This is a genomic window from Actinoallomurus purpureus (genome assembly GCF_024055795.1).
Lineage (GTDB): Bacteria > Actinomycetota > Actinomycetes > Streptosporangiales > Streptosporangiaceae > Actinoallomurus > Actinoallomurus purpureus.
Window position 1 is genome coordinate 255601 of the sequence record NZ_JAMXMY010000002.1, and the last position, 21834, is coordinate 277434.

Sequence of the window (21834 nt, forward strand, 5' to 3'; positions counted from 1 at the left end):
CGGTCCCGTGACGACTGACTCAGCAGACAGCTTCGCCCGCCCCCGTGTCGCCGCCGGAGTTCTGTTCTTCGACGAACAAGACCGCGTCCTCTTGGTAGTGCCCTCCTACAAGGACTACCGCGACATCCCCGGTGGTTACATCGAACACGGTGAGACGCCGACCGAAGCCGCCGCCCGTGAGGTCCGCGAAGAACTCGGCATCAGCCCGCCGATCGGACGGCTACTCGTCACCGACTGGGCACCCAACCAGACCGAGGGCGACAAATTGCTGTTCCTGTTCGACGGCGGCGTACTGGCCCCCGAGTACCGAGACAAGATCCAGCTCGCACCGGACGAACTGACCGCCTATGAGTTTCACGACGTGGCCCAGGCGCACGAGCTGACGATTTCCCGTCTGGCCCGCCGCATCATCCACGGCCACGCCGCCCGGCAAGACGGCAGCACCCGCTACCTCGAACACGGCGAACCCGCCAGCCAGGCGCTCTGACGCGACGCGAGCACGATTCTCTGCCGAATTTCGCTGTATTGGATCAAGGCGGCGGCGCAAGCGCCGCCGCAGGCCGCCCGCTCCCGCACGCCCTACGGGCGTGCGGCGTGGGCGCCGGTCCCTCCGGCCGTGCCGATCGGGCGGCCCACCGGACGAAGAACCCACCGCGGATTCCCTCCAGCGTCACCAGCTCCGGATCGTTCTTGCGGTACGGGCGCAGGGCCGCCGGCAGACTCGCATTCGCTCGCCCTACGGGTGCCTTCGGCATCAGACGGCAGCCCCGCTCACCAGATCACGAGGGGCTGTTCAAACGCCTCCGGCGGGGGCGCTTCCGGCTCCGGGATGGGGACCTCCGGCGGTGCCGGTTGGTCGGTGGTTGAGGTGGAAGCCTGGTCATCCCGCCTGCCATCGCCCCAGGACAAGCCGAGCAGACCAGGGCCCACGGGTCGAGGTCGTTCGTCCGGTAGGGCGCTCCACCCCGACCCGTGGGCCCTGGCCCGCTCCCCGGAGGGTGGGCCGACGGCAGACGGGATGACCAGGCAGGCGGGAGCTGTGAGGATGGCTTGCCTCACAGAACCACCCGGAGGCGACGTGGGCCGTACCCAGCCCTCACCAGAAGAGGCGATCGCACACCTGTTGTGGCTAGCCTGCATTGAAATCCGCCACATAGCCGCGCGTGGGCGGAACGCTGCCACCACCGAACCCGAAGGTCCCGCCAAGAACGGCTATGAGCGCATCCGTGCGATCGCTGACGCGTGCCACAACCTACCGATGTTGCTCGGGCAATCCCGCAAGCGCGTCCGGCGTCGAGCGGCTGTACGCCAACTCGAATACCTCTGGAAGACGGCTACCGATGAGCAGCTAGCTTGGCTGCACGCTGGTCTCGACAAGATCGAGTACGACTACTCGAACCTGGATGCTCTCCGCTTGGAGTGGACGAACAAGCTCCGGGCCGAAGGTCTCCTCCCCTGAGCACTTCGGCGCAACGCACGTCTGTCGCGGAATATACGCGGAATGCGTCGACCGTATCGCGGGCGCTGATTGGGGCTCTGTGCAGGTCAGCGGGGGAGTAGCGCCAAGATCCATGGCGTCCTGTAAATCCGTCGGCTTAGCCTACCCAGGTTCGAACCCTGGACCCGCCACAGCAGGAAGAATAGCCCCTGACCAGCAGAGATGCGGTCAGGGGCTATTTCGTTTCTTGATCGACATGTGCAGCCGGATGCCACCGGGAGCAGTCCTCGGCCGGTGGTCGCGGGATATACGCGGGATGAGAATCCGGGCGTTCTCGCAGGTCACCCCAGACGCGAAGAAGGGGCTACGGGATGATCCCGCAGCCCCTCCAGGGTAATGAACGATCAGCCGCCTAGCGCCTCCTCGATACGGCGGTTGACCATCTCCTCTTGGCCGTCGACGCACTTGGCGTAGACCTTGAGCAGAACATCAACGCTGTGACCGGCCCGCCGCGCGACCTCGGTAGCCGGAACCCCGGAGTTGAGCCACAGCGACACCGCCGCGTGCCGAAGGTCGTACGGCCGACGAGCGACCGGGGATGAGGCTAGTTCCGGGGAGAGTCCGAGGTTCCGCGCGTCGGCCCACACCCGCCCGTACGACGTCGAGCCGACGACCTTGCCCCGCTCGCTCTGGAACAGCTGGCCATCCTCGGCCGTCCCGAACTCCGCGATGTGCGTCCGCAGGATGCCCACCAGGACCGGGGGGATCGGAACCACACGGACGTCCTTCCGCGAACGGTGCTTGAGCTGACGCTGTTCGTGCGTCGAGCCGCTGTCGGTCCACCGGGTGTTGACCTCCGGACGCGAGCCGCTGAGCATGAGCTTGCCCGACCCTTGCTCGGGCAGGTGGCAATCCTGCTTGCGGAGCGCCACGGCCTCCGCCGGCCGAAGCGCCGCGTAGTACATGCAGGCGTAGAACGCCATCAGCCGCCGCCCACCACCACGACTCCCGATGTACGTCACCGCTGCGAGCAGCTCCTTGGCCTGCCCTGGGTTGATCACCACGCGAGGGTCGACCGCTTCGGCGACCTTCATCGGCTTCCAGCGGACGCGGTCGATCGGGTTCGAGTCGAGTTCTTCCAGCTCGACCGCGTACTGAAGCACGTTGTAGAAGATCGCCCGTTTCCGCGCCACGGTGGCCGCCGCAGCCGGCTTTCCGTCCAGCCGCAGCGCGAGCGCATCCAGGCCCGCCCGCACGGTCCGAGCCTCGCGGAGAGCACTCACCGGGAGGGACGCCTGCTCAAGCCAGCGGATCGCTGACGCGATCTCGGTCGGGCGTTCCTTGTCCCTGTCGGTGGGGGAGAGGAGGAAGTGCCGCAGCGCCCGCCACAACGTGGCGTTGTCCGGTCGACCAGGCCGGTCCGTGACAAGCGCCGGGGTCACGGTCGCAAGGGAGTCGGTCAGCCCGTCCCGGGACTTGGCGGCGGCATGGGGCCACTTCGCGTCCAGGTAGGCCAGGACGAACGCCAGCCACGTAGCCGCCTGCTTGGCCTTCATCATCGACTCAGGCAGGCCGGTCTCCGTGTCGAAGGCTTCCCCGCGCTTGGCCGCCTGCCGAAGGTCGGACAGGAAGCTCTCAGCGAGCGCCTTCGTCCGGCGCGTACGGGACTTCTGCCGACCGGCGACCACCCAGCGGACCTCATATGAGGCGGTCTTGCTGGACCTGTTCCGGCGGACGTCCCAGAACTTCACATCGGTCGACTTCACGCCGCCTCCCGCAGGGTCTCAAGCCAGGAAGCGAGCTCGCTGCGCCAAATGCGGATCTCCCCGTTGGGCAGCTTGAGACCGGCGGGAGCGTTGCCCAGTTCGCGCCACCGGTAGAACGTCCGGCGGGAGACCCCACCGAGTTCGGCGAGGATTTCGGGAACGGTCATCAGCTCATCTCGTCTGCTCACATGACCTCCATGAGTTCCGGCAGGCTTCCGCCCGCTCCGCTGGAGTCGAAGGGGGGTAGTGGCTTGCCGCTGAGCGCGGCGGTCAGGAACGCTTCGCCGGGCGTGTGGCCTTGTCCGACGTAGTCCCAGTGGGCGACGACGAGCACCTGGTCTTCGTCGAAGAGGGGCAGTCGGCCGGTCGTGATGTCGTGTTCGCGCTGGTTGAAGGCCATGCGTGCCTCTCGGAGCGCGCCGAGAGTGGTGGAGTACCGGCGGGACTTGGTGGAGAAGTGGCCTCGGAAGCCGAGCATGTGCGCCCAGTCGGCGAGCCGCAGGTCGGCCATCTCGTCGAGAGCGCCGAGGCGTCGACACTCGGCGATCAAGCGGCGTGCGTGGTCGCGGATGTCGAGGCGATCGAGGTCGTCTGTCGGGCGGATGCGCCGGTCGAGGGTGCCGACGCATTCGGCGGCTTTGGTGGCGTATTTGGCGATGTAGCCGGCTACGGCTTGGTCGGTCAGTTCGCCGGTCGTGGTGATGGGCCGGACGTCGACCTGTGAGCCCCATACCAGCGTGCGGGCGGGAACGTCCTCGCTCTCTGGTGTGGTGACCGTGACTGCACGGGCCGCATGGTGGACGGCGTCGTCGAGGAGGTCACCGGTCGCCCAGGCCGGCGGGGACGTAGTCGGGCCGTCGGGTCCGTCGAGGCGGATGACGGCGTGGAAGTGGACGACGCCCCGGCGTTGGTATTCGGCGACCTTGGCGAACGAGGTGGCCAGCACGGCCCGCAGTTCGGCCACGGTCAGGCCCGCCGCCTTGGCGAGTCGCCGACGGAGGGCGAGGGTGAAGCGCCGCCATAGTTCGGGGGCGAGGGCGTTGAACAGGACCGAGCCGGTGTAGTCGTAGCAGTCCGGGCAGAGCGGTTCACCCAACCGCGGATCGTCGGCCCCGTGCCGCTGCATGCAGGATTGCGAGCGTCCGTGGGGGCAGTCCCCCAGGTCCCGGCGAGGGTGGCACGGTCGCAGCTTGCCGGCCTTTTCCTGTCGGGCGTGGACCGGCCCGAAGCCGGGCGCGGTCAAGGTGACGAACGCCGACGGATGCTCGGTGACGGTGTCGGGGACGCCCTTGCCGCCGACCAGGCCCGCGCGGACGAGTTGGTAGGTGTCGGCCCGGTAGACCTCCGCACAGGCGGGGCAGCGAGAGGCACGACGGGTCTTGCACGCCACCCGCAGCACACCGTCCGGCTCATTCGCGGTGGAGTAGCGGTGGAGAAGGGCGCCGGTGAGTGGGTCGCGGTAGTCGACGCGCCCGCGCAGGTGGATCGGCTGGGCGCAGCCGCCGGTCTTGCGGATCTGTGCGGTCCAGCGCTGGTAGTCGGGGGAGGTGGCCCGGCGGGCGATGTCCCGGAGGACCAGCGGCTGGGGCGCACCGCGGACGGGACCGCAGTGGAGGTGACCGCCACGGTCACGCCGGCTCACTACCTGATCATCGAGACTGACTTTCCGCTCGCCTGAACAGCCGAAGGAGAACCAGAGCGTGATCACCGAACCCGTGCGCAAGCACGCGGAACACTTGGCCGGCGCCGGTAACCTGCCGGCCTTCATCTACGACCTGGACGCGCTTGCCTCGCACGCTGCGGACATCCGGCAGGCGCTGACCGTCCCCGGAGCCCCGGAGATCTTCTACGCGGCCAAGGCAAACCCGGACGCGCCCATCTTGCGGACCCTCACCCCGTACGTCGACGGGATCGAGGTGGCCTCGGGTGGGGAGCTTGTACACGTCCGTCAGGTACTGCCCGACGCCCGGCTTGCGTTCGGCGGCCCCGGTAAGACCGTCGATGAACTGAGGCTCGCCCTGGAGTTGGGCGTCGAGCGCATCCACGTGGAGTCCCCGCAGGAGCTATCCCGCCTTGCCGCACTGGCACGCGAGCGCGACCGTCAGGTCGACATCCTGCTCCTGGTGAACCTGGCCGGCGACCGGACCGGCGTCGCGCTGGCGATGTCCGGACCATTCGGCATGGACCCCGACACCATCGAAGACTGCCGCGACATCCTCACCCACAACCCGCACGTCCGTTTGCGCGGGATTCACGCGCACTTGGCGTCCGGGCTGGACGCCGAGGCGATGGTCAACCAGTCTCGGGAGATCTTGGAGTGGGCGCGGCCCTGGCTCGCCAAGGCCGAAGTCACCGATCCGGAGATCAACCTCGGTGGCGGCATGGCCGTCGACTACGCCGACCCCACACGCCGCTTTGACTGGGCCGGCTACGCGCGCGAGGTCGCAGCACTGGCTCAACCAGGGGAGACGCTTCGGATCGAGCCCGGACGCGCTGTCAGCGTCTACGCCGGCTGGTACGTCACCGAGGTCCTGGACGTCAAGAAGGCCCACGGCCAGTGGTACGCGGTGCTGCGCGGCGGGACGATGCACATCCGCACACTGGTCACCAAGCAGCACAACCACCCATTCGTCGTACTCCCACGGGGGAGCAGCGGCCCGGCCGTCCACGACGAGCCCGTCACGCTGGTCGGGCAGCTCTGCACGCCCAAGGACGTGTTCGCCCGCCAGGTCCCGACCGACCGCCTTGCCATCGGTGATGTGGTGGCGTTCTCCATGGCCGGCGCCTACGCCTGGAACATCTCCCACCACGACTTCCTGATGCACCCCAAGCCAGGACACCACTACCTCAGCGACCACTAGACCCAGCCCGCGGCCAACGACCAGAGCCCCCGACCCGCCAACACGCGGCATCGGGGGCTCTTGTATCCAGGACCAGACGGACAGCCCCGTCTAGTCCCATTTCGTTGCCGACAAGCCGGCATTGGCCGATGGGAAAGAAGAACACGGGCCCGGTGGCGTGCCGGGCCCCTGCGGGCGGGTCACTCGTCCCTGCTGGCGAGGATGCCACCGAGGGCGATACAGAAGCCGACGGTGAGTCCCAGCAGACCGCCGATGACAGTGCCGACCAGCACGCTGCTCCCTGCGACGATGTAGTCGAGGAAGCTGTAGCGGTAGCCGAGGACGGCACGGATGATGACGCCGCCCACGGTAGAGATGACGGCGCCGACAAAGACGCCGATGAAGCAGACGGCGACGAGTTTGTCGATGTTGATGGGATCGCCGTTCACGACGATGGAGCAGGCCGTGTTGACGACGAAACCCGCGATGGCGACGCTCCCGACACCGACGGCCCAGATGGCGACGGTCACGGTGTCGATGGGCCTGCGAGCGTAATTCCTCATTGAGGATCTCCCTGTTTGTGGCGGTGCTTGCGCACACTGTTCAGGGACCGACTGTGCCGAGCGGGCATGGTCACGCAACGCGCTGGACCACCCCACAGGGGCCATCCACCGACACCGATGCCCCCCCAGCTAGATCGCCGTACCGTCGAGCACCAGGTGGGACTGACGTGACAAGCATCTACCGGGACACGACAGGTGTACTGACCACGGAGGTGAAGGTCTTCGTGATCCTCACCGCGCAGGCAGGCGGCCCGCACGGCCCGAAAGACGTGGGCAGCGTTCACAGGATCTTCACCGTCAAGAAGCCTGAGACGCCCGAGGGCATCTTCCGCTGGGCGTTCTGGCAGCTTCCCAATCATGTTCAGGGCAGCGATACCTACGTCCTGAACTACCGTGGGGAACTCGACTAGACCAGCGACGCGGCATGAAACAGGGGATTCCCCTGGGCCATGCCGCTGCGCAACAAGGCAAGGGGCCTGGCAACGTGACGCCAGGCCCCTCTCCTACTAAACCGGCTCAACGCGACCACACTCGCGGCGCTTATGGACGAGCGCGCGTCGCCTGGGTCGAGCAGCGGCCAGCAAGTTGGCGCGTCGGCGAGGCATGGATGCGAGGCCAAGATCAGTGGAAGGCCAGAGCTACCGACAGGTTGATTCAACTAACGACACCTGGCCCCGGATACGAGCTTGAGTTGGCCCCACTTAGCGATCTTGGAGGGGAACTCGGCGAGTTGAGAATTGGCCCCACCTCTGTGTAGATGATCACCTAGTGGAGCACGGTCGCCGGTTGCCGCGATCAGGATGTCGGTGGCACCTGACATGGTGGCGCTATGGCTTCAGCATCTAGGCACATCAGCGAGTCGATCGCCCGGCCTGCGGATGAGGTTTACGACTACGCCTCGGATCCGATCAACCTGCCGGTATGGGCCCCTGGCCTCGGAAGCTCCGTCGAGAAGGTCGATGGACGGTGGTTCGTCGAGACCTCGGAGGGCCGAGTCGGTCTGTCCTTCGCTCCGCGCAATGAGTACGGTGTCCTCGATCATGAGGTGACGTGGCCCTCTGGGGAGATCGTCTACAACCCGATGCGGGTGATACCGGACGGAGACGGTTGTGAGGTGGTTTTCACGCTGCGTCGACTTCCGGGTATGAGCGATCAAGAATTCGCGCGCGACGAGGGCCTCGTGGCCGCCGACCTCACAAGGCTCAAGCGAGTTCTCGAGGATCCGCACTAAAACCGCGCACGCCACCAGTGGCTACCTTCACCTCGATCAGGAGATCAGCGCGATCTGCTGGTGGGACACGATCAGCCCTCCGCCCGGCTACACCGTGGGGCCACCGCTAACTCGCGGGTGGGGCCAGGAACCGCTCGTAAGACCAGACAGGTGCCGCGTCGATACGAAGAGCCGGACTTCTGAGTCTCTTTAAGCGTGAGCCCATCACGTCCGAGCGCGCGGCGAAGCGACCAGGGCGTGTCGGCACCCGCGTCTCGGCAGGTCCAGTCGGACGGCGCCACAGTGAGAGGGCTCGGTCATCGTAAACGGATGCAAGCAGAGGTATCCCGTGTGGATGATGTGATCAACTAGATCTAGCCTTAGTCGGCAAGGGCGACGAACAGCGGCGTGGCCAGCGTGGCCGGCGGTTGCCCGCTTGCCGCTGTTGCGGTGACCACCCGCTTCGCAAGGAACTCGAACTCGTGCTTCGAGACGTACCCGTCCAGGTCTCCAGACATCAGCAGTTCGACTGCAGGGGCGAGGTACCCAAGGTAGTGATTGGCACCGCGTCTGCTGTCATCGCCTTTGGCCGCGGCTTCCCTCAACTCGGGATAGTTCTGCAGCAGGAGCATCAGCAGGGTGATGGATGAGCTAAACATATCCCGATCATGTTCTGAGACCTGGGGAAGGTTGTTCGCTAGTACCAGATGGCGTGCAGCTCCCGCGAGGATGAGGTGGGAGCCGGCGTCTGAACGGGCCGCGAACAGGGCTGCTGACTGTCGTCGCTGCTCCGGGGTTGGTGCCTCCCATGCCTGCGTCATTAGGGTGGCGGCCATCGGCATCCGTCCGTAGATCCATTCCCGTGGCTCGTCGATGTTCCCTACGGTCTCATGGGCATAGATCCAGTCCTCGACGGCGGCGAGTTTGGCTGCTTCGTGCCGTCGGTCTTCCGACTGGCTTTGATCACCTTGAGGTCGAAGCCGACTTCGCCTCCAGCCGATCGGGAGGTTTGGTCGATCCGGGGGTACAGCATGTCGACCTTCGCGGTGGACAGGTACTCGTAGTAGCGCATCGCCATAGGGGTTATCGTCACGCAACCCGGCGAGCTGCGTTGATCGCTTGGCCGCAGCGACCAGGATCGGCCGATGCGGGGCGTGATCTGGTGGCGGGCACCGGCTCCGAGGGCCGCCCATGCGGCGCTTGCAGCCCTTCCGGCAGGTGGGTGTAGGTGCGTGCGCCGAACTGGCCAGGGCGGTCGACCTGGGTGTGGTGAACCGCCATGGCGATCGCGGCGAGGTGGCCACGGCGACATGCTGGTGTACAGGCCCGAGCCGCTACAACAGCGACTAAGAGGGTTCCCAGTGATCATGTCGCCTTGGAAAGCGCCCCCAGAGTCTGGTGGCACGCTTGTGGGCGGCACGTCGGTCGGAGACCCCCATGGCCGGAGCGAGACGTTCCCAGGAGATGCCGAGTCGCCTGGCGTAGTCGAGGAGATCAGCTTCTAGATCGTCAACCTGCTCTCGTAGGAGATGCAGAGCGGCAACGCCCGCCACTACTTCCTTGGCCGTCAGTTCATCGTCGTCGTCGCGAGGTTCTCGATCTTCGGCGAGTCTTTGGGCGCGTCCTAGTACGTGACCGGCTGTCCGGAGGAACCGGTCGGCCTCGTCGGCGTGAGGGTAGGTTTCCCGCCAGCGCCGGTCGGACAGAAGATCGACGCTCGCCCATGGTCCGGCGTCGTTCGCGTCATGTTCGCGGGATAGTCGCTTGCTCTGCACGTCGCCAGAATGCCGACAAATATGTCGCCATCGCAACGACAGGAGGGCCTGTCCTTGAGATTTGTTTCACCCGTGTGATCAATTTTCTACCTGAAGCGGAGGTATCCCTACCTAAGGATCAGAAATCGATAGCGGATCTTGAGGTACGAAATGTACATTTCGGTCCGATGCCCGCCGCATCGACATTCGGTCGCGGTACGGTCTTTCCAGTGCATTACCGATGTGAGTCCCTTAACGGCCGTCCCGGCGCCGGTCGACCGATGAGGGATGGTTGGCTGGCCGGTCGCCAGACCGGTGCGACAAACGGCCCTACCTAGGGTGGGGCTGCGCGGAGGTGGTGCCAGGTGGTCGGTAAGCGCCGGATGTCATCAGAGATAGACCCTTGGCGACGCGCTCAGTTCTTCGCCACAGCGGCGAGGGCACTGATCGAACTGCTTCGCTGGCTTCATGATGACGACCCCAGGTCCCTCAGCTAAAAGGAGGGAGCCTGGGGCCACCAGCTGAAGCCCTCGCGGTAAGCCTTGCCGGGCGCGCGGGGGCTTCTTCATGGGGTAAGGCTGTCAATGCCTACTCCCGGCCCGCCTAAAGCGAGCCCTATCGATTACAGCACCGTTGTGCGTGCACCTCAAGGCGGATGCTTGATCGAGACTTGTTCGGTCTGTCTCTGGCTAACTGTGCGAGACGGGGCGGCGATGTCCTAACGCGCGAGGGCGTTATCGAAGTCCCCGGTGACGCCGCTTTGTGTAGCGGCGAGGATGCGCCGCTTGGCCTCCTCCTGCTGTCCCGCAATGCACTTGGCGTAGGCCCGCAACAGGACGTCCACGCTATGGCCGGCCCACTCCGCGATTTGCGGGGGTGCGACGCCCGCATTGAGCCACGTTGAGACGGCGGCATGGCGTAGGTCGTACGGGGGGCGCTGGGCCACGAGAGATGGTGCCTCCTCGTCGGTGAAGGCGACGGCGCGGGCGCCGTGGAAGACCGCGAGGTATGCGCGGTCGGTGAGGATGCCGCCGCGTGGGCCGATGAACACCCGACCGCCGGGCGAGGAACCGAACTCCTTGAGGTGATCGCGGAGGAGCCCTCCGAGTGGGGCGGTCGACATGGTCGAGCCTTGGCCCATCGGCACTCTCCCTGGTCGGGCCGGCGGCGCTGTCCCGGCAGCCCTGCCGGACGGAACCGGACCGGCTGCCGGGACGTGCCTGGGTGGCTAGGTGGTCTGGTATTGCAGCAGCCAGCTTGCTGGGGCGTTGTCCACCGTGTCGTTGGGGCCGGTCTTCACCCGGCCGATGCTGATCTTTTGTGACGAGGCAGGAAGCTGGTCGCCGACGCGGATCCCCCCGGCGGTGATGTTGATGGTCTTGACGGTGGCCCAGGTTTGGCCGTCGTGGATGGCGACCCTGAGCCGCACATCGGCCCAGTCGCTGCCGAAGCTGATATAGCCGTCGCCGGACCAGCCGCTCTGGTTGGCCATGGGGACGGCCAGGACGATGGTGTATTTGTAGTGGATGAGTCCACCGGTTTCGGTGAATGCGAAACCGTGGGGGATCTCGCCGGTCTGGAATGCCTGCATGCTGCTCCTTTCGGTCCGGCGTGGCGCCATGAGGAGACGGCGCCAGGCGCCGGTAGGGGGCGGCCTCTGTGGTCAGCGGGGAACTGGTTCTTAGCCGACCGCTCCCTCAGCGTAGTCAAATAGTTACGCAAAGTCAGATAAGTGGCGGTGAACTGGTCAGACGCGCTAGGTATCTGTCCCGTCGAGGCAACCTGCGTCGGCATGGAGGTTCAGTGGCGGTAACCCAGCGGTCTTCAGCCCGCTATCGCCGCCGGCCGTTCCGTTGTGGAGCAGCGCGGGTCGGCGCCGACTATGGTCCTGCCGAGAATTCGGGACGAAGAGGCATCAGGTGGCCGACCGAGCCGGTTTAGCGAGACCGAAGCGAGGGCCTCGCGACCCCCAGCCCCCGCGAGCCGGAGCACTCACCCACGCGAAACCGTCTGTCACACCGTCTCGCCGTTCGCGCGGACGAGCACTCCGGACCAGTGCGCGACAGAAGGCGGAGAAGTTTGCTATCGCAGCTCTGCCGGGTTGCACAAGATCGGGTTAGCGTGGTCCACGTGACGAGTAGCGGATACTCCGTACGGCTGAGTCCGGACCAGGCGTTGGTTCTGTACGACTTTGCCCATCGCCTAATTCTCGACCAGGACATCGAGCACCACCCCGGACTCTTCGTCGACCGGGGCGAGTGGCATGCCCTCTCGGCACTGCTTGCGAACCTGGAGACTCAGCTACCCGATATGTTCAGGCCCGACTACGTTGAGCGTCTGAGAGCCGCTCGCGACAGGCTGCGCCCTAGCGACTAGGAACGACGCTGCGGAAGCAATCGAGGAACCCGAGCTACGGGGAGAGCAGGGCGCGCGGGATATGTGCGGGATGAGTCCCGATCGCGATGACCGCGAAGCACCACCAGCGACGACAGGCGTAATAGCCCCGCACCCAGCCGGCACGGAGACGCCATGGTGGGTCATTTCCGCGTCGATCAGCCGGAACTTCATCTCAGAGCCGGTTGGACATAGGAAGGCGGCCCCTTGTGGGGGCCGCCTTGGTTGGGAGTCCGCGGCGAATGGCCTCGCCGTCGGTCAGACCCTGTTACTCACACCGTGGGCGGATAGTTCGGCTTGGGCGGAACGGTCGGCCCGGTCGGCGGATAGCTCGGCCTGGGCGGAACGGTCGGCCTGGGCGGCGGATAGTTCGGCCTGGGCGGAACGTTGTGCGTCGTCTTCTGGGTCATTTTCTTTGTACCTGGCAGCCAGGTCTGCGTTCTGCAGACCAGAGATAGGCGCCAGGGCTCCTTGCCCACCTACTGTCGGCACGCCCAGGCGAAGCGCCACTCGGACAGTTCGCTGTAGGCCATGCCCACGAGGCGTAGCGTGGGGTTCGTGCGAGATCGCCTGCGGGGGAGCCCAGCGGAGGTCGGCCGCAGCATGACCACACTCAACGCCGAGACCATCCACACCGGGCGCCTGGCGCTCGTGCCGCTGCGCATCGAGCACGCCGACGAGATGGCCACCGTCCTGGCCGATCCGGCTCTGCACGCCTTCATCGGCGGTACCCCTGCCACCCTGGAGGCTCTGCGCACGCGGTACACGCGCCTGGTCGCGGGCTCGCCGGATCCGGTCGTCTCCTGGTGTAACTGGGTGATTCAGCTCCGCGACGAGGCCTGCCTGGCGGGCACGGTCCAGGCCACCATCAGCCCGTCCCCGCCCGGGCCCATCGCGGAGGTCGCCTGGGTGGTGGGAACCCCCTGGCAAGGGCAGGGCATCGCCACCGAAGCCGCCACCGGACTCGTTGCCTGGCTCGGAGACCGCCACGTGCACACCGTCATCGCTCACATCCATCCCGACAACCGGGCATCGGCCGCCGTCGCCACCGCTGCAGGGCTCAGCCCGACCGCCGAACGGCACGAAGGAGAAATCCGATGGCGCCGTAGGACGACGCGGTAACTCGGCCCACCTGGATCGCGCCGGGCCGGTCCGCGGAGCTCGGCTGACCCGTGCGGCGGGGAGGAGCGGCGGGTACCTCAGGGGTACGGGGTGAGTGGCTCCCGAGCGTGACGCGGGTGTGCGGGTCCGGCGCGCATAGTCGGTGCCATGCGAAAGACGATCTCGGTGGCGGCCGCCCTCGCATTCGCGTCGGCCGCTCTGACGAACACCGCCCACGCCGCGTCGACAGGCGGCACCGCGTCGAGTACGCGGCCGGCGAAGGTCCGGCTTCCCCCGCCCACGGGGCCGTACGCGGTCGGCGCGACGTCCCTGCATCTGATCGATCGGTCGCGGCCTGATCCGTGGCGGCCGGCCGAACGCCGGGAGCTCATGGTCAGCGTGTTCTATCCCGCCTCGCGGGTCACCGGCCGGAGGGTCGCGCCGCAGATGGCCGCCGGGGACGCGGCGGGGTTCGACACGTTCGCCGGGGCCGCCAACTACGGCGTCGATCCAGGCACGGTGGACTGGGCGGCGACGCGCACGCACGCGTACGTGGGCGCCCCGGCCGTACCGGGCCCGCGCCCGGTCGTGCTGTACTCACCGGGCGTCGCCGATCCGCGTACGTGGAACACCGCGCTGGTCGAGCAGCTCGCCTCGGCCGGGTACGTCGTCGTGGCCGTCGACCACACCTATGAGGCCTCGGCGGTGGAGTTCCCCGGTCACCGGATCGCCCGTACGGTGCTGCCGGAACGGCTCGCGGAGGCTCAGCGCGACGGCACGCTGGTGCCCTTGCAGAAGCAGGTCGTCGCCGCGCGGGTCGCGGACACCCGTTTCGTACTCGACGCGTTGCGGGCCCTCCACGCCGGGCGCCTGCCGGACGCCGAGCACCGCCGGCCTCCGCGGAACCTGGCGAGGGCGCTGGACCTCGAGCGGGTCGGAATGCTGGGCGCCTCGGGCGGGGGTTTCACCGCCGCGCAGGCGATGTACGAGGACTCCCGGATCAGGGCGGGCGTCGATATGGACGGCACGCTCGGGTTCGGCGATGATCCGGCCCACCTCGAGCCGTCACCGGTCGCGGCGCACGGTCTCGACCGGCCGTTCCTGCTCATGGGCAGCGCCGGTACGGACGGAAGCGATCACCGGACCGAGTCCTCGTGGAGGTCGTTCTGGGCGCACGGCCGCGGGTGGCGGGCGGATCTGACGCTGGCCGGTTCCCGGCACGGCTCGTACACCGACGCTGAGGCGCTCCTTCCGCAGCTGCGCGGTCGCGTCTCCGAGAAGACGATCAGCGATGACATCGGCACGGTCGACCCGGCGCGCGCCATCGTCGCCGAACGTGCCTATGTCTCGTCCTTCTTCGACCGCTGGCTCCGCCGGAAGGACGACGGGCTGCTCGACGGTCCCTCACCTCGGTATCCCGAGATCACTTTCGTCCGCTGACACCCCACGAGGCGACGGTGCTCTCCGAAGCCGACCGGCCGTCCACGGTTCAGCGGGCGAACAGGCGGGCGGCGTTGTCGTGGCAGACGGCGCGCAGCCAGTCGTCCCCGAGGCCGAGCCGTGCGAGCGCGGCGAGCTGGTGGGCATAGGAGTGCGGGATGTTCGGGAAGTCGGTGCCGAGCAGGATGCGGTCCTCCAGGTCGGCCAGGCGGGCGGTGAGCTCGGCGGGCCACGGGTGCAGGGCCTCAGTGAAGTCGGTGAACGCCATCGTCGTGTCGAGGCGCAGGTCCGGATGGCGTTCGGCGAGCGCCAGGAACTCCGCGTACTCGGGCATGCCCATGTGCGCGATGACGGCGATCAGCCGGGGATGGCGGGCGAGGACCTCGGCGAAGACGGCGGGGCCGGTGTGCCGGCCGGGCTCCGGTCCGGAGCCGCAGTGCACGACGACCGGGGTACGCGACTCCGCGAGCAGCCCCCAGACGGGGTCCAGGAGCGGATCGCGGGGGTCGTACCCGCCGACTTGGACGTGTGCCTTGAACACCCGTGCTCCGGCGTCGATCGCCTCGGCGATGTACGCGCCCGCCGCCGGTTCGGGGAAGAACGTCGCGGTGTGCAGGCAGTCGGGGGTGCGCGCGGCGAAGTCGGCCGCCCAGCCGTTGAGCCAGACGGCCATCGCGGGACGGTGGGGATAGAGCATCGCGGTGAACCGCCGCACGCCGAGCTCCCGCAGCAGGCGCAGCCGCCGCTCCTCGTCGTGGCGGTACCGCACCTCCCACGGCGTCCCCGTCTCGGCGAACCGGTCGAAGTACGCCCAGACCTTGGCCAGCACGTTGCCCGGCATGAAGTGCGTATGGACGTCGATGAGTCCTGGCAGTCCGAGTGAACGCCAGAACTCTGGGATGTCCGCGTCGTCCCGCGGCGCCCGTGCGCTCGTCCGGTCGCTGAGCGAGGTCATGCCCCGGATCATCCCAGGACGCCACTCCTCACCCAGGGGTCAGCGCGTCACCGTCTCCTGGAGCAACGGCTGATGGATCGGATGGTGTCCGATTACAGTGTCACCGGCCAAGAATCCGATTCGGTTATCGGAGGACGCGTGGACGCCCAGGACTTCGCAGACGTGCTCGACGCCGTACGGACCTTCGTGCGGGAGCGGGTGATCCCGCGCGAGGACGAGATCGAGACGACGGACCGCATCCCGGACGACCTCCGGCAGGCCGCCGCCGACATGGGGCTGTTCGGCTACGCGCTGCCGGAGGCGTACGGCGGACTCGGGCTGTCGATGAGCGAGGAGGTGCGGCTGGCGTTCGAACTCGGCTACGCCAGTCCGGCGTTCCGCTCGATGTTCGGCACCAGCAACGGCATCGCCGGTCAGGTCCTCGTCAAGGCGGGAACCGGCGAGCAGCGGGACCGCTGGCTGCCCCGTCTGGCCGCCGGCGGGGCCGTCGCGGCGTTCGCGCTGACCGAGGCCGAGGCCGGCTCCGATCCCAGCGTGCTGACGACGAAGGCGGTGCGTGACCGAGATCACTATGTGATCGACGGGACGAAGCGCTTCATCACCAACGCGCCCGAGGCCGACGTGTTCATGGTCTTCGCCCGGACCGGCGGCGAGGGATCGCGGGGGATCTCCACGTTCATCGTCGAGGCGGGCACGTCCGGGCTCACGGTCGGTCCGTCCGACGAGAAGATGGGCCAGCGCGGCGCCCACACCGCCGAGGTGTCCTTCGACGGCGTACGGGTCCCGGCGACGGCGATGGTCGGCGAGGAGGGCACCGGGTTCCGCACCGCGATGGCCTCGCTGGCACACGGCCGGGTGCACATCGCCGCCGTCTGCGTGGGCGTGGCGCAGCGCCTTCTCGACGAGACGGTCGCGTACGCCAGGGATCGGCGCCAGGGCGGGCGGCGGATCGGGGACCACCAGCTGATCCAGGGACTGATCGCCGACTCCCAGGCCGAGCTGTACGCGGGCCGCTCGATGGTGCTCCGGGCCGCGGAGGCCTACGACTCGGGGGAGGACCGCAAGCTCGGCCCCTCCTGTGCCAAGTACTTCTGCTCGGAGATGGCCGGCCGTGTCGCGGACCGCGCCGTCCAGGTCTTCGGCGGCATGGGCTACATGCGGGGCGTCGTCGTCGAGCGGCTGTACCGCGATGTGCGCCTGTTCCGGATCTACGAGGGGACGAGCCAGATCCAGCAGATCGTCATCGCTCGCGAACTGCTCCGCTGACGCCGGGCGAACACGGGCCAGAACGAGCGCGTCGGACGGCCCCCCGGCCACGCGTCCGAGTGAACCGGCGGCCCGCCGGGTCAGGACCCCACAGCCGGGCTGCGGGTGCCGCGCGCCCCCGCGCACCGGCTCGGGCGCGTGGGCGCGTGAGAGGACGCCACCGGGCCGGCCCCGAGCTCTCGTCGTCTCGGGCGGGTCAGGGCGTCGCACGGCCAGGCCGGAAGTCCGCGTATGCGGGCGGGATGGCCACCCATGGAGCGGGGCGGCGACGGGCCGGGAGCCGGGACGGCGACGGGTCCTGGAGGGGTGCGACGGGCCGTGGAGCTGGGCGGGGAATCGATTTCGTGTCCGGGCCGCGCAGCGTGTATGGTTACGGAGCGCGGAAGGGCGCACGCCCCCTTAGCTCAGTCGGCAGAGCGTCTCCATGGTAAGGAGAAGGTCTACGGTTCGATTCCGTAAGGGGGCTCCAACAGCCGATATCCCGGTCCGCCAGAGTGGGCCGGGTTTCGTCTGTTCGGGTGCGTCCGGAGAGTCCGGTATCCTTTTCTCCGGTCGTCCCGACCGCTCGCGGCGGAGTAGCTCAGTCAGGCAGAGCAAGCGGCTCATAATCGCTGTGTCGCCGGTTCAAGTCCGGCCTCCGCTACCACCTCGCCGGTCACCTCTCGTAGGTGATCGGTGCAGGTCGCTGTCCAGTGTCCCTCACCAGAAAGGCACTCCATCGTGGCTGCCACCGACGTACGGCCAAAGATCACGCTGGCCTGCCAGGAGTGCAAGCACCGCAACTACATCACGCGGAAGAACCGGCGCAACGACCCGGACCGCTTGGAGCTCAAGAAGTACTGCCCGAACTGCCGTAAGCACCAGGCGCACCGCGAGACCCGCTGAGGCGGGAGCGGGCTCACCGGCCGGCGTTCCCTGACGTTCGCAGCCCGTCCCGGCATCATCGCCGGGGCGGGCTGAACCACGTCTGTTAACGTCGCAGCCATCGGTCTTCTGGCGTGCACGTGGGTATTCCCGGGGAAGGAACGGATTGAATGGCGCTCAACCGCGATTTCATCGGGCGGGCCTTCCCGCCGTCGGAGCCGTACGAGGTCACCCGGTTGAAGATCAGGGAGTTCGCGGACGCCATCGGTGACCTGAACCCGATCTACCGTGACCCAGAGGCGGCCAAGGCCGCCGGGCATCCGGACGTGATCGCGCCACCGACCTTCCCGATCGTCATCTCGATCAGCGGCGCGTCGCTGACCGACCCCGAGCTCGGCCTCAACTACGCGATGGTCGTCCACGGCGAGCAGCGGTTCGAATACCGCCGTCCGCTGCACGCGGGCGATCTCGTCACCGCCGAGTCGACGATCGCCGGCATCCGCTCCATCGGGCGCAACGAGCGCCTCGACCTCCAGACGGTGATCACGACGGTCGACGGCGAGCACGTCTGCACCGCCCACAACGTCATCATCGAGCGAGGTGCCTGACATGACCGCCACGGTGAAGTACGACGAGGTCGAGGTCGGCCAGGAGCTTCCAGCCAAGACCTACCCGGTCGAGCGCATCGACCTGGTGAAGTACGCCGGCGCGTCCGGCGACTTCAACCCGATCCACTGGAACGAGGCCTTCGCCACGTCCGTGGGCCTGCCCGACGTCATCGCGCACGGCATGTTCACGATGGCCCAGGGCGGCCGGTTCGTCACCGACTGGGTCGGCGACCCCGGCGCGGTCCTGGACTACGGCGTCCGGTTCTCCTCGATGGTCGTGGTGCCCAACGACGGCGGCACCGAGATCGAGATCAGCGGTGTGATCGAGGACAAGCTCGACGACAACGCGGTCGTGGTGGCGCTGACCGCCCGCTCGGGCGGCCAGAAGGTCCTCACCCGCGCCAAGGCCACGGTCCGTCTCGCCTGATGGCGGTCCGCTGCGAGCAGGTCGACCTCGCGGGCTACACCACGCTGCGGCTGGGCGGCCCCGCGCGGTGCTTCGTCGAGGCCACGACCGACGACGAGCTCGTCGACACCGTCCGCCGTGCCGACCGGGAGGGCGATCCGACGCTCGTCCTCGGCGGCGGCAGCAACCTCGTCGTCGCCGACGCGGGCTTTCCCGGTACGGCGGTGCACATCGCCACGCGCGGAATCACCGTGGCTCCGGGCGGATCCGGCGACGGCCGCGTGCTCGTACGAGCCCGGGCGGGGGAGGAGTGGGACCCGTTCGTCGCCCGGTGCGTCGAGGAGGGGCTATCCGGGGTCGAGTGCCTGTCGGGCATCCCCGGCCTGCTCGGAGCCACCCCGATCCAGAACGTCGGGGCGTACGGCCAGGACGTCAGCGAGACGATCGTCGAGGTCCGTGCCTACGACCGGGAACGCGGCGAGGTCGTCGTCCTCGACCGGGACGCCTGCCGGTTCGGCTACCGCAGCAGCGCCTTCAAGGGCGCCGACCGGCACGTGGTGCTCGAGGTGACGTTCGCGCTCGAGCGGGCCGACCTGTCCGCGCCGGTCCGGTACGCCGAACTGGCACGGACGCTCGGGGTGGAACCGGGCGAGCGGGTGCCGCTGCGCGCGGCCCGCGAGGCCGTCCTCGGCCTTCGCCGGGGCAAGGGCATGGTCCTCGACCCCGCCGACCCGGACACGCGGAGCGCGGGGTCGTTCTTCACCAACCCGATTCTGGATCCGGACCAGGTCACCGACCTGGAGAAGCACGTCGCCGACCGGCTCGGCGCCGGCGCCGCCTTCCCGCGCTACCCGGAGCCGGACGGGCGTACGAAGACCTCGGCCGCCTGGCTGATCGACAAGGCAGGTTTCACCAAGGGGCACGGCCGGGGCCCGGTCCGCATCTCGACCAAGCACACCCTGGCGCTGACCAACGCCGACGGCGGGCGCACCGAGGACCTCCTCGCCCTGGCCCGTGAGGTCCGTGACGGCGTCCGCGTCGCCTTCGGCGTCACGCTCGTCAACGAACCCGTCTTCGTCGGCGTCCGTCTCTGACGGCACCGTTCCTGGCGCGTACGGAAAGCTCGGGGATCGCCTTCCCAGAGCCGGAGGAAGGCCGCGCTCCGTGCCTGAGAGACCTCGTTCGCCGAGCCCTACGCTCGAACGCTCACGGGAGCAGGACGTACACCACGTCGTCGACGCGGGTGCCGTCCGGGCCGTCCATGCGTGACCACTGCACCCCCTCGCGGATGAATCCGGCCTTCTCCAGCACCCGCTGCGACGCCGTGTTGTCCGGCGCGGTCCCCGCGGCGAGCCGCTGGACGCCGATCTCGAACGCCCAGGCGCTGACCAGGCGTACGGCGCGGGTCACGACGCCCTGGCGGCGGAACGCCGGCAGCATGCTGTAGCCGAGCATCGCCGACCGGCTCCAGACCTCGTTGTACAGGCCGATGTCGCCGGCGAACTCACCGTTCACCCGGATCGTGAAGTCGGCGCGGTTGCCCGCCAGCCACTCGCTCGCGGCGTGCTCGCAGCGCCGCGCCACCTCCGCCCGCGACCGCTCGTGCGAGGAGGCCGCCCGGGCACGGACGTCCGGCAGGTTCATGAGCGCGAGCAGGTCGTCGACGTCGGCCGGGCCCTGGGGCCGCACGCTCACCTCGCCGTCGCGCAACTCGCCGCCCGCCAGGTCGGGGAACAGCCGTGCGGCCGGGCCGGGCGGGTCGCCCGGCAGCCACGCCCAGACGATCTCGTCCGGCCGCCCGCCCGCCGCCGGCCCGCTGCCCCGGCGGACGGCCTCGCGGGTGAACCCGGCGTTCAGCGCGACGCGTTGAGACACGACGTCGGCCACGTCGGTGACCATCTCCAGCCGCCCATCTGCCTGCTCGGTCAGCGTCCGTACGGCCTTGCTCGCGACGCCGCGCCGGCGTTCCTCGGGTATCACCCAGATGCTCAGATCCCGGACCCCGGGCCGGGTCTCGATGAGGCTCAGTCCGCCGGTCAGCCGGTCACCGTCGAGGACGGCGTGGGTGACGGGAAGGTACGGTGCCAGCCGTGCGGCCTCTTCGGCCCTGGCGGTACGGATGATCACGGTGTCCGATCATTCCATTTCGTCCGTCGCCGTGCGGTCGGTTCCGGGAGGTGTCCTCAGCCAGGCGTCCACGCCGTCGAGGAGCCGTTTCTGCGTCTCGGGGGGTGCGGCCGAGCCCCGGACCGAGCAGCGCGCCAGCTCGGCGAGCTCCTCATCGGTGAAGCCGTGCTCCCGTCGCGCCAGCTCGTACTGACGGGTCAGCCGCGACCCGAACAGCAGCGGGTCGTCGGCGCCCAGCGCGATCGGCACGCCCGCCTCGAAGAGACGGCGTACGGGGACCTTGCCGGGCGCCGTGTAGACGCCGAGGCTGACGTTGGACGACGGGCACACCTCCAGGGTCACGCCGCGTGCCGCGAGGGTGTCGGTGAGGGCCGGATCCTCGACGACGCGCACACCGTGCCCGATGCGGTCGGCCCGTAGCGCGTCGAGGCAGGCCCGTACGCTCGCCGGGCCGAGCAGTTCACCGCCGTGCGGGACGGACAGCAGACCGGCCCGCTTGGCGATCGCGAACGCCCGCTCGAAGTCGTAGGCCCGGCCGCGCCGTTCGTCGTTGGACAGCCCGAACCCGACGACCCCACGCCCGGCGTACTGGGCGGCGAGCCGCGCCAGCGTCCGTGCGTCGAGGGGATGCCGGGTGCGGTTGGCGGCGATGATGACGCCGATGCCGACCCCGGTCGCGTCGGCGGCCTCCGAGGTCGCGTCCATCACCAGGTCGGTGAAGGTCGTCACCCCGCCGAACCGGCCGCCGTACCCGCTCGGGTCCACCTGGATCTCCAACCAGCCGGAGCCCTCCGCCGCCTCGTCCTCGGCCGCCTCGCGCACCAGCCGCCGTACGTCGTCCTCGTCGCGCAGCACCGAACGGGCGATGTCGTACAGCCGCTGGAACCGGAACCAGCCGCGTTCGTCCGTGGCGCGCAGCCGGGGAGGCCATTCCTCGACGAGGGCGTCGGGCAGGTGCACGCGGTGCTTGCGGGCGAGGTCGACGAGCGTGTCATGGCGCATCGAGCCGGTGAAGTGCACGTGCAGATGGGCCTTGGGCAGAGCGGTGATGGGACGGGCCTCCATGCACCGATCTTGCCGTATCCCCTGGTCGAGCATGCGG

The 21834-nt window shown here is 68.4% G+C and carries 22 protein-coding genes and 2 tRNA genes; 14 read left to right on the forward strand and 10 right to left on the reverse strand.

The window, feature by feature from the left end:
• The first annotated feature begins 7 nt into the window (after positions 1 to 7).
• Together NE236_RS05835 and NE236_RS05840 are read left to right on the forward strand one after the other, a co-directional pair.
• A complete protein-coding gene (locus NE236_RS05835; protein ID WP_252840763.1) occupies positions 8 to 487 on the forward strand; it encodes an NUDIX domain-containing protein in 480 nt (159 codons plus the stop codon).
• 591 nt (positions 488 to 1078) lie between these two features.
• Positions 1079 to 1459 carry a hypothetical protein gene (locus NE236_RS05840; protein WP_252840764.1) on the forward strand — a complete coding sequence of 127 codons (381 nt, stop codon included), beginning with the start codon at positions 1079 to 1081 and terminating at the stop codon, positions 1457 to 1459.
• A gap of 383 nt (positions 1460 to 1842) precedes the next feature.
• On the opposite strand, the gene NE236_RS05845 is transcribed toward NE236_RS05840, so the two are convergent.
• Genes NE236_RS05845 through NE236_RS05855 form a run of 3 tightly spaced genes read right to left on the reverse strand, consistent with a single transcriptional unit; the run spans position 1843 to position 4846 of the window.
• Positions 1843 to 3204, reverse strand: coding sequence for a tyrosine-type recombinase/integrase (locus tag NE236_RS05845; RefSeq protein ID WP_252840765.1), 1362 nt, complete (start codon positions 3202 to 3204; stop codon positions 1843 to 1845).
• Complete coding sequence (locus NE236_RS05850) at positions 3201 to 3392, reverse strand: helix-turn-helix transcriptional regulator (RefSeq protein ID WP_252840766.1); 192 nt, start codon at positions 3390 to 3392, stop codon at positions 3201 to 3203. The genes NE236_RS05845 and NE236_RS05850 overlap by 4 nt, the downstream gene beginning before the upstream one ends.
• Positions 3389 to 4846, reverse strand: a complete 1458-nt coding sequence (locus NE236_RS05855) for a replication initiator (protein WP_308209052.1) — start codon at positions 4844 to 4846, stop codon at positions 3389 to 3391. Before NE236_RS05855 ends, NE236_RS05850 begins: the two co-directional genes overlap by 4 nt.
• 58 nt (positions 4847 to 4904) lie before the next feature.
• Between NE236_RS05855 and NE236_RS05860 the strand changes: the two genes are divergently transcribed.
• Positions 4905 to 6065 carry a type III PLP-dependent enzyme gene (locus NE236_RS05860; protein WP_252840767.1) on the forward strand — a complete coding sequence of 387 codons (1161 nt, stop codon included), beginning with the start codon at positions 4905 to 4907 and terminating at the stop codon, positions 6063 to 6065.
• A gap of 179 nt (positions 6066 to 6244) precedes the next feature.
• Here NE236_RS05860 and NE236_RS05865 read toward each other — a convergent pair whose 3' ends face one another.
• Positions 6245 to 6607: a hypothetical protein gene (locus NE236_RS05865; protein ID WP_252840768.1), complete on the reverse strand. Its 363-nt coding sequence runs from the start codon at positions 6605 to 6607 to the stop codon at positions 6245 to 6247.
• Positions 6608 to 6774: 167 nt separating this feature from the next.
• Here NE236_RS05865 and NE236_RS05870 point away from each other — a divergent pair, with 167 nt between their 5' ends.
• Entirely contained in the window at positions 6775 to 7017 is a 243-nt protein-coding gene (locus NE236_RS05870) for a hypothetical protein (protein WP_252840769.1), read from the forward strand.
• 419 nt (positions 7018 to 7436) lie between these two features.
• Positions 7437 to 7838, forward strand: a complete 402-nt coding sequence (locus tag NE236_RS44980; RefSeq protein ID WP_372494251.1) for an SRPBCC family protein — start codon at positions 7437 to 7439, stop codon at positions 7836 to 7838.
• A gap of 359 nt (positions 7839 to 8197) precedes the next feature.
• On the opposite strand, the gene NE236_RS05875 is transcribed toward NE236_RS44980, so the two are convergent.
• The 3 genes from NE236_RS05875 to NE236_RS05885 form a co-directional block, all read right to left on the reverse strand.
• Entirely contained in the window at positions 8198 to 9010 is an 813-nt protein-coding gene (locus tag NE236_RS05875; RefSeq protein ID WP_252840770.1) for a DUF7019 family protein, read from the reverse strand.
• 1279 nt (positions 9011 to 10289) lie between these two features.
• On the reverse strand, positions 10290 to 10694 hold the full coding sequence (locus tag NE236_RS05880; protein WP_252840771.1) for a site-specific integrase: 405 nt from the start codon (positions 10692 to 10694) through the stop codon (positions 10290 to 10292).
• Positions 10695 to 10799: 105 nt separating this feature from the next.
• The gene (locus NE236_RS05885; RefSeq protein ID WP_252840772.1) at positions 10800 to 11162 is read right to left on the reverse strand and encodes a hypothetical protein; all 363 of its coding nucleotides are present in this window, start codon (positions 11160 to 11162) and stop codon (positions 10800 to 10802) included.
• A 1406-nt stretch (positions 11163 to 12568) separates the two neighbouring features.
• Between NE236_RS05885 and NE236_RS05890 the strand changes: the two genes are divergently transcribed.
• A complete protein-coding gene (locus NE236_RS05890) occupies positions 12569 to 13087 on the forward strand; it encodes a GNAT family N-acetyltransferase (RefSeq protein ID WP_252840773.1) in 519 nt (172 codons plus the stop codon).
• 147 nt (positions 13088 to 13234) lie between these two features.
• Positions 13235 to 14506, forward strand: a complete 1272-nt coding sequence (locus NE236_RS05895) for an alpha/beta hydrolase family protein (RefSeq protein ID WP_252840774.1) — start codon at positions 13235 to 13237, stop codon at positions 14504 to 14506.
• A 49-nt stretch (positions 14507 to 14555) separates the two neighbouring features.
• On the opposite strand, the gene NE236_RS05900 is transcribed toward NE236_RS05895, so the two are convergent.
• Positions 14556 to 15461 (reverse strand): amidohydrolase family protein, encoded by a 906-nt coding sequence (locus tag NE236_RS05900; protein WP_252840775.1) that lies wholly within the window; start codon positions 15459 to 15461, stop codon positions 14556 to 14558.
• 138 nt (positions 15462 to 15599) lie between these two features.
• On the opposite strand from NE236_RS05900, the gene NE236_RS05905 reads away from it, so the two are divergent.
• The 7 genes from NE236_RS05905 (at position 15600) to NE236_RS05935 (ending at position 19699) form a co-directional block, all read left to right on the forward strand.
• Entirely contained in the window at positions 15600 to 16727 is a 1128-nt protein-coding gene (locus NE236_RS05905; RefSeq protein ID WP_252840776.1) for an acyl-CoA dehydrogenase family protein, read from the forward strand.
• A gap of 393 nt (positions 16728 to 17120) precedes the next feature.
• Positions 17121 to 17196 (forward strand) — tRNA-Thr (locus tag NE236_RS05910).
• 100 nt (positions 17197 to 17296) lie between these two features.
• Positions 17297 to 17373, forward strand: a tRNA-Met gene (locus tag NE236_RS05915).
• A gap of 74 nt (positions 17374 to 17447) precedes the next feature.
• Entirely contained in the window at positions 17448 to 17612 is a 165-nt protein-coding gene (gene rpmG, locus NE236_RS05920) for a 50S ribosomal protein L33 (protein ID WP_252780260.1), read from the forward strand.
• A gap of 149 nt (positions 17613 to 17761) precedes the next feature.
• Positions 17762 to 18199 carry a MaoC family dehydratase N-terminal domain-containing protein gene (locus NE236_RS05925; protein WP_252840777.1) on the forward strand — a complete coding sequence of 146 codons (438 nt, stop codon included), beginning with the start codon at positions 17762 to 17764 and terminating at the stop codon, positions 18197 to 18199.
• A 1-nt stretch (position 18200) separates the two neighbouring features.
• The gene (locus tag NE236_RS05930) at positions 18201 to 18626 is read left to right on the forward strand and encodes a MaoC family dehydratase (protein WP_252840778.1); all 426 of its coding nucleotides are present in this window, start codon (positions 18201 to 18203) and stop codon (positions 18624 to 18626) included.
• Positions 18626 to 19699: a UDP-N-acetylmuramate dehydrogenase gene (locus tag NE236_RS05935; protein ID WP_252840780.1), complete on the forward strand. Its 1074-nt coding sequence runs from the start codon at positions 18626 to 18628 to the stop codon at positions 19697 to 19699. Before NE236_RS05930 ends, NE236_RS05935 begins: the two co-directional genes overlap by 1 nt.
• Positions 19700 to 19811: 112 nt before the next feature.
• On the opposite strand, the gene NE236_RS05940 is transcribed toward NE236_RS05935, so the two are convergent.
• Complete coding sequence (locus NE236_RS05940; RefSeq protein ID WP_252840781.1) at positions 19812 to 20732, reverse strand: GNAT family N-acetyltransferase; 921 nt, start codon at positions 20730 to 20732, stop codon at positions 19812 to 19814.
• A 9-nt stretch (positions 20733 to 20741) separates the two neighbouring features.
• On the reverse strand, positions 20742 to 21797 hold the full coding sequence (locus NE236_RS05945; protein ID WP_252840782.1) for an adenosine deaminase: 1056 nt from the start codon (positions 21795 to 21797) through the stop codon (positions 20742 to 20744).
• Between the last annotated feature and the right edge of the window lie 37 nt (positions 21798 to 21834).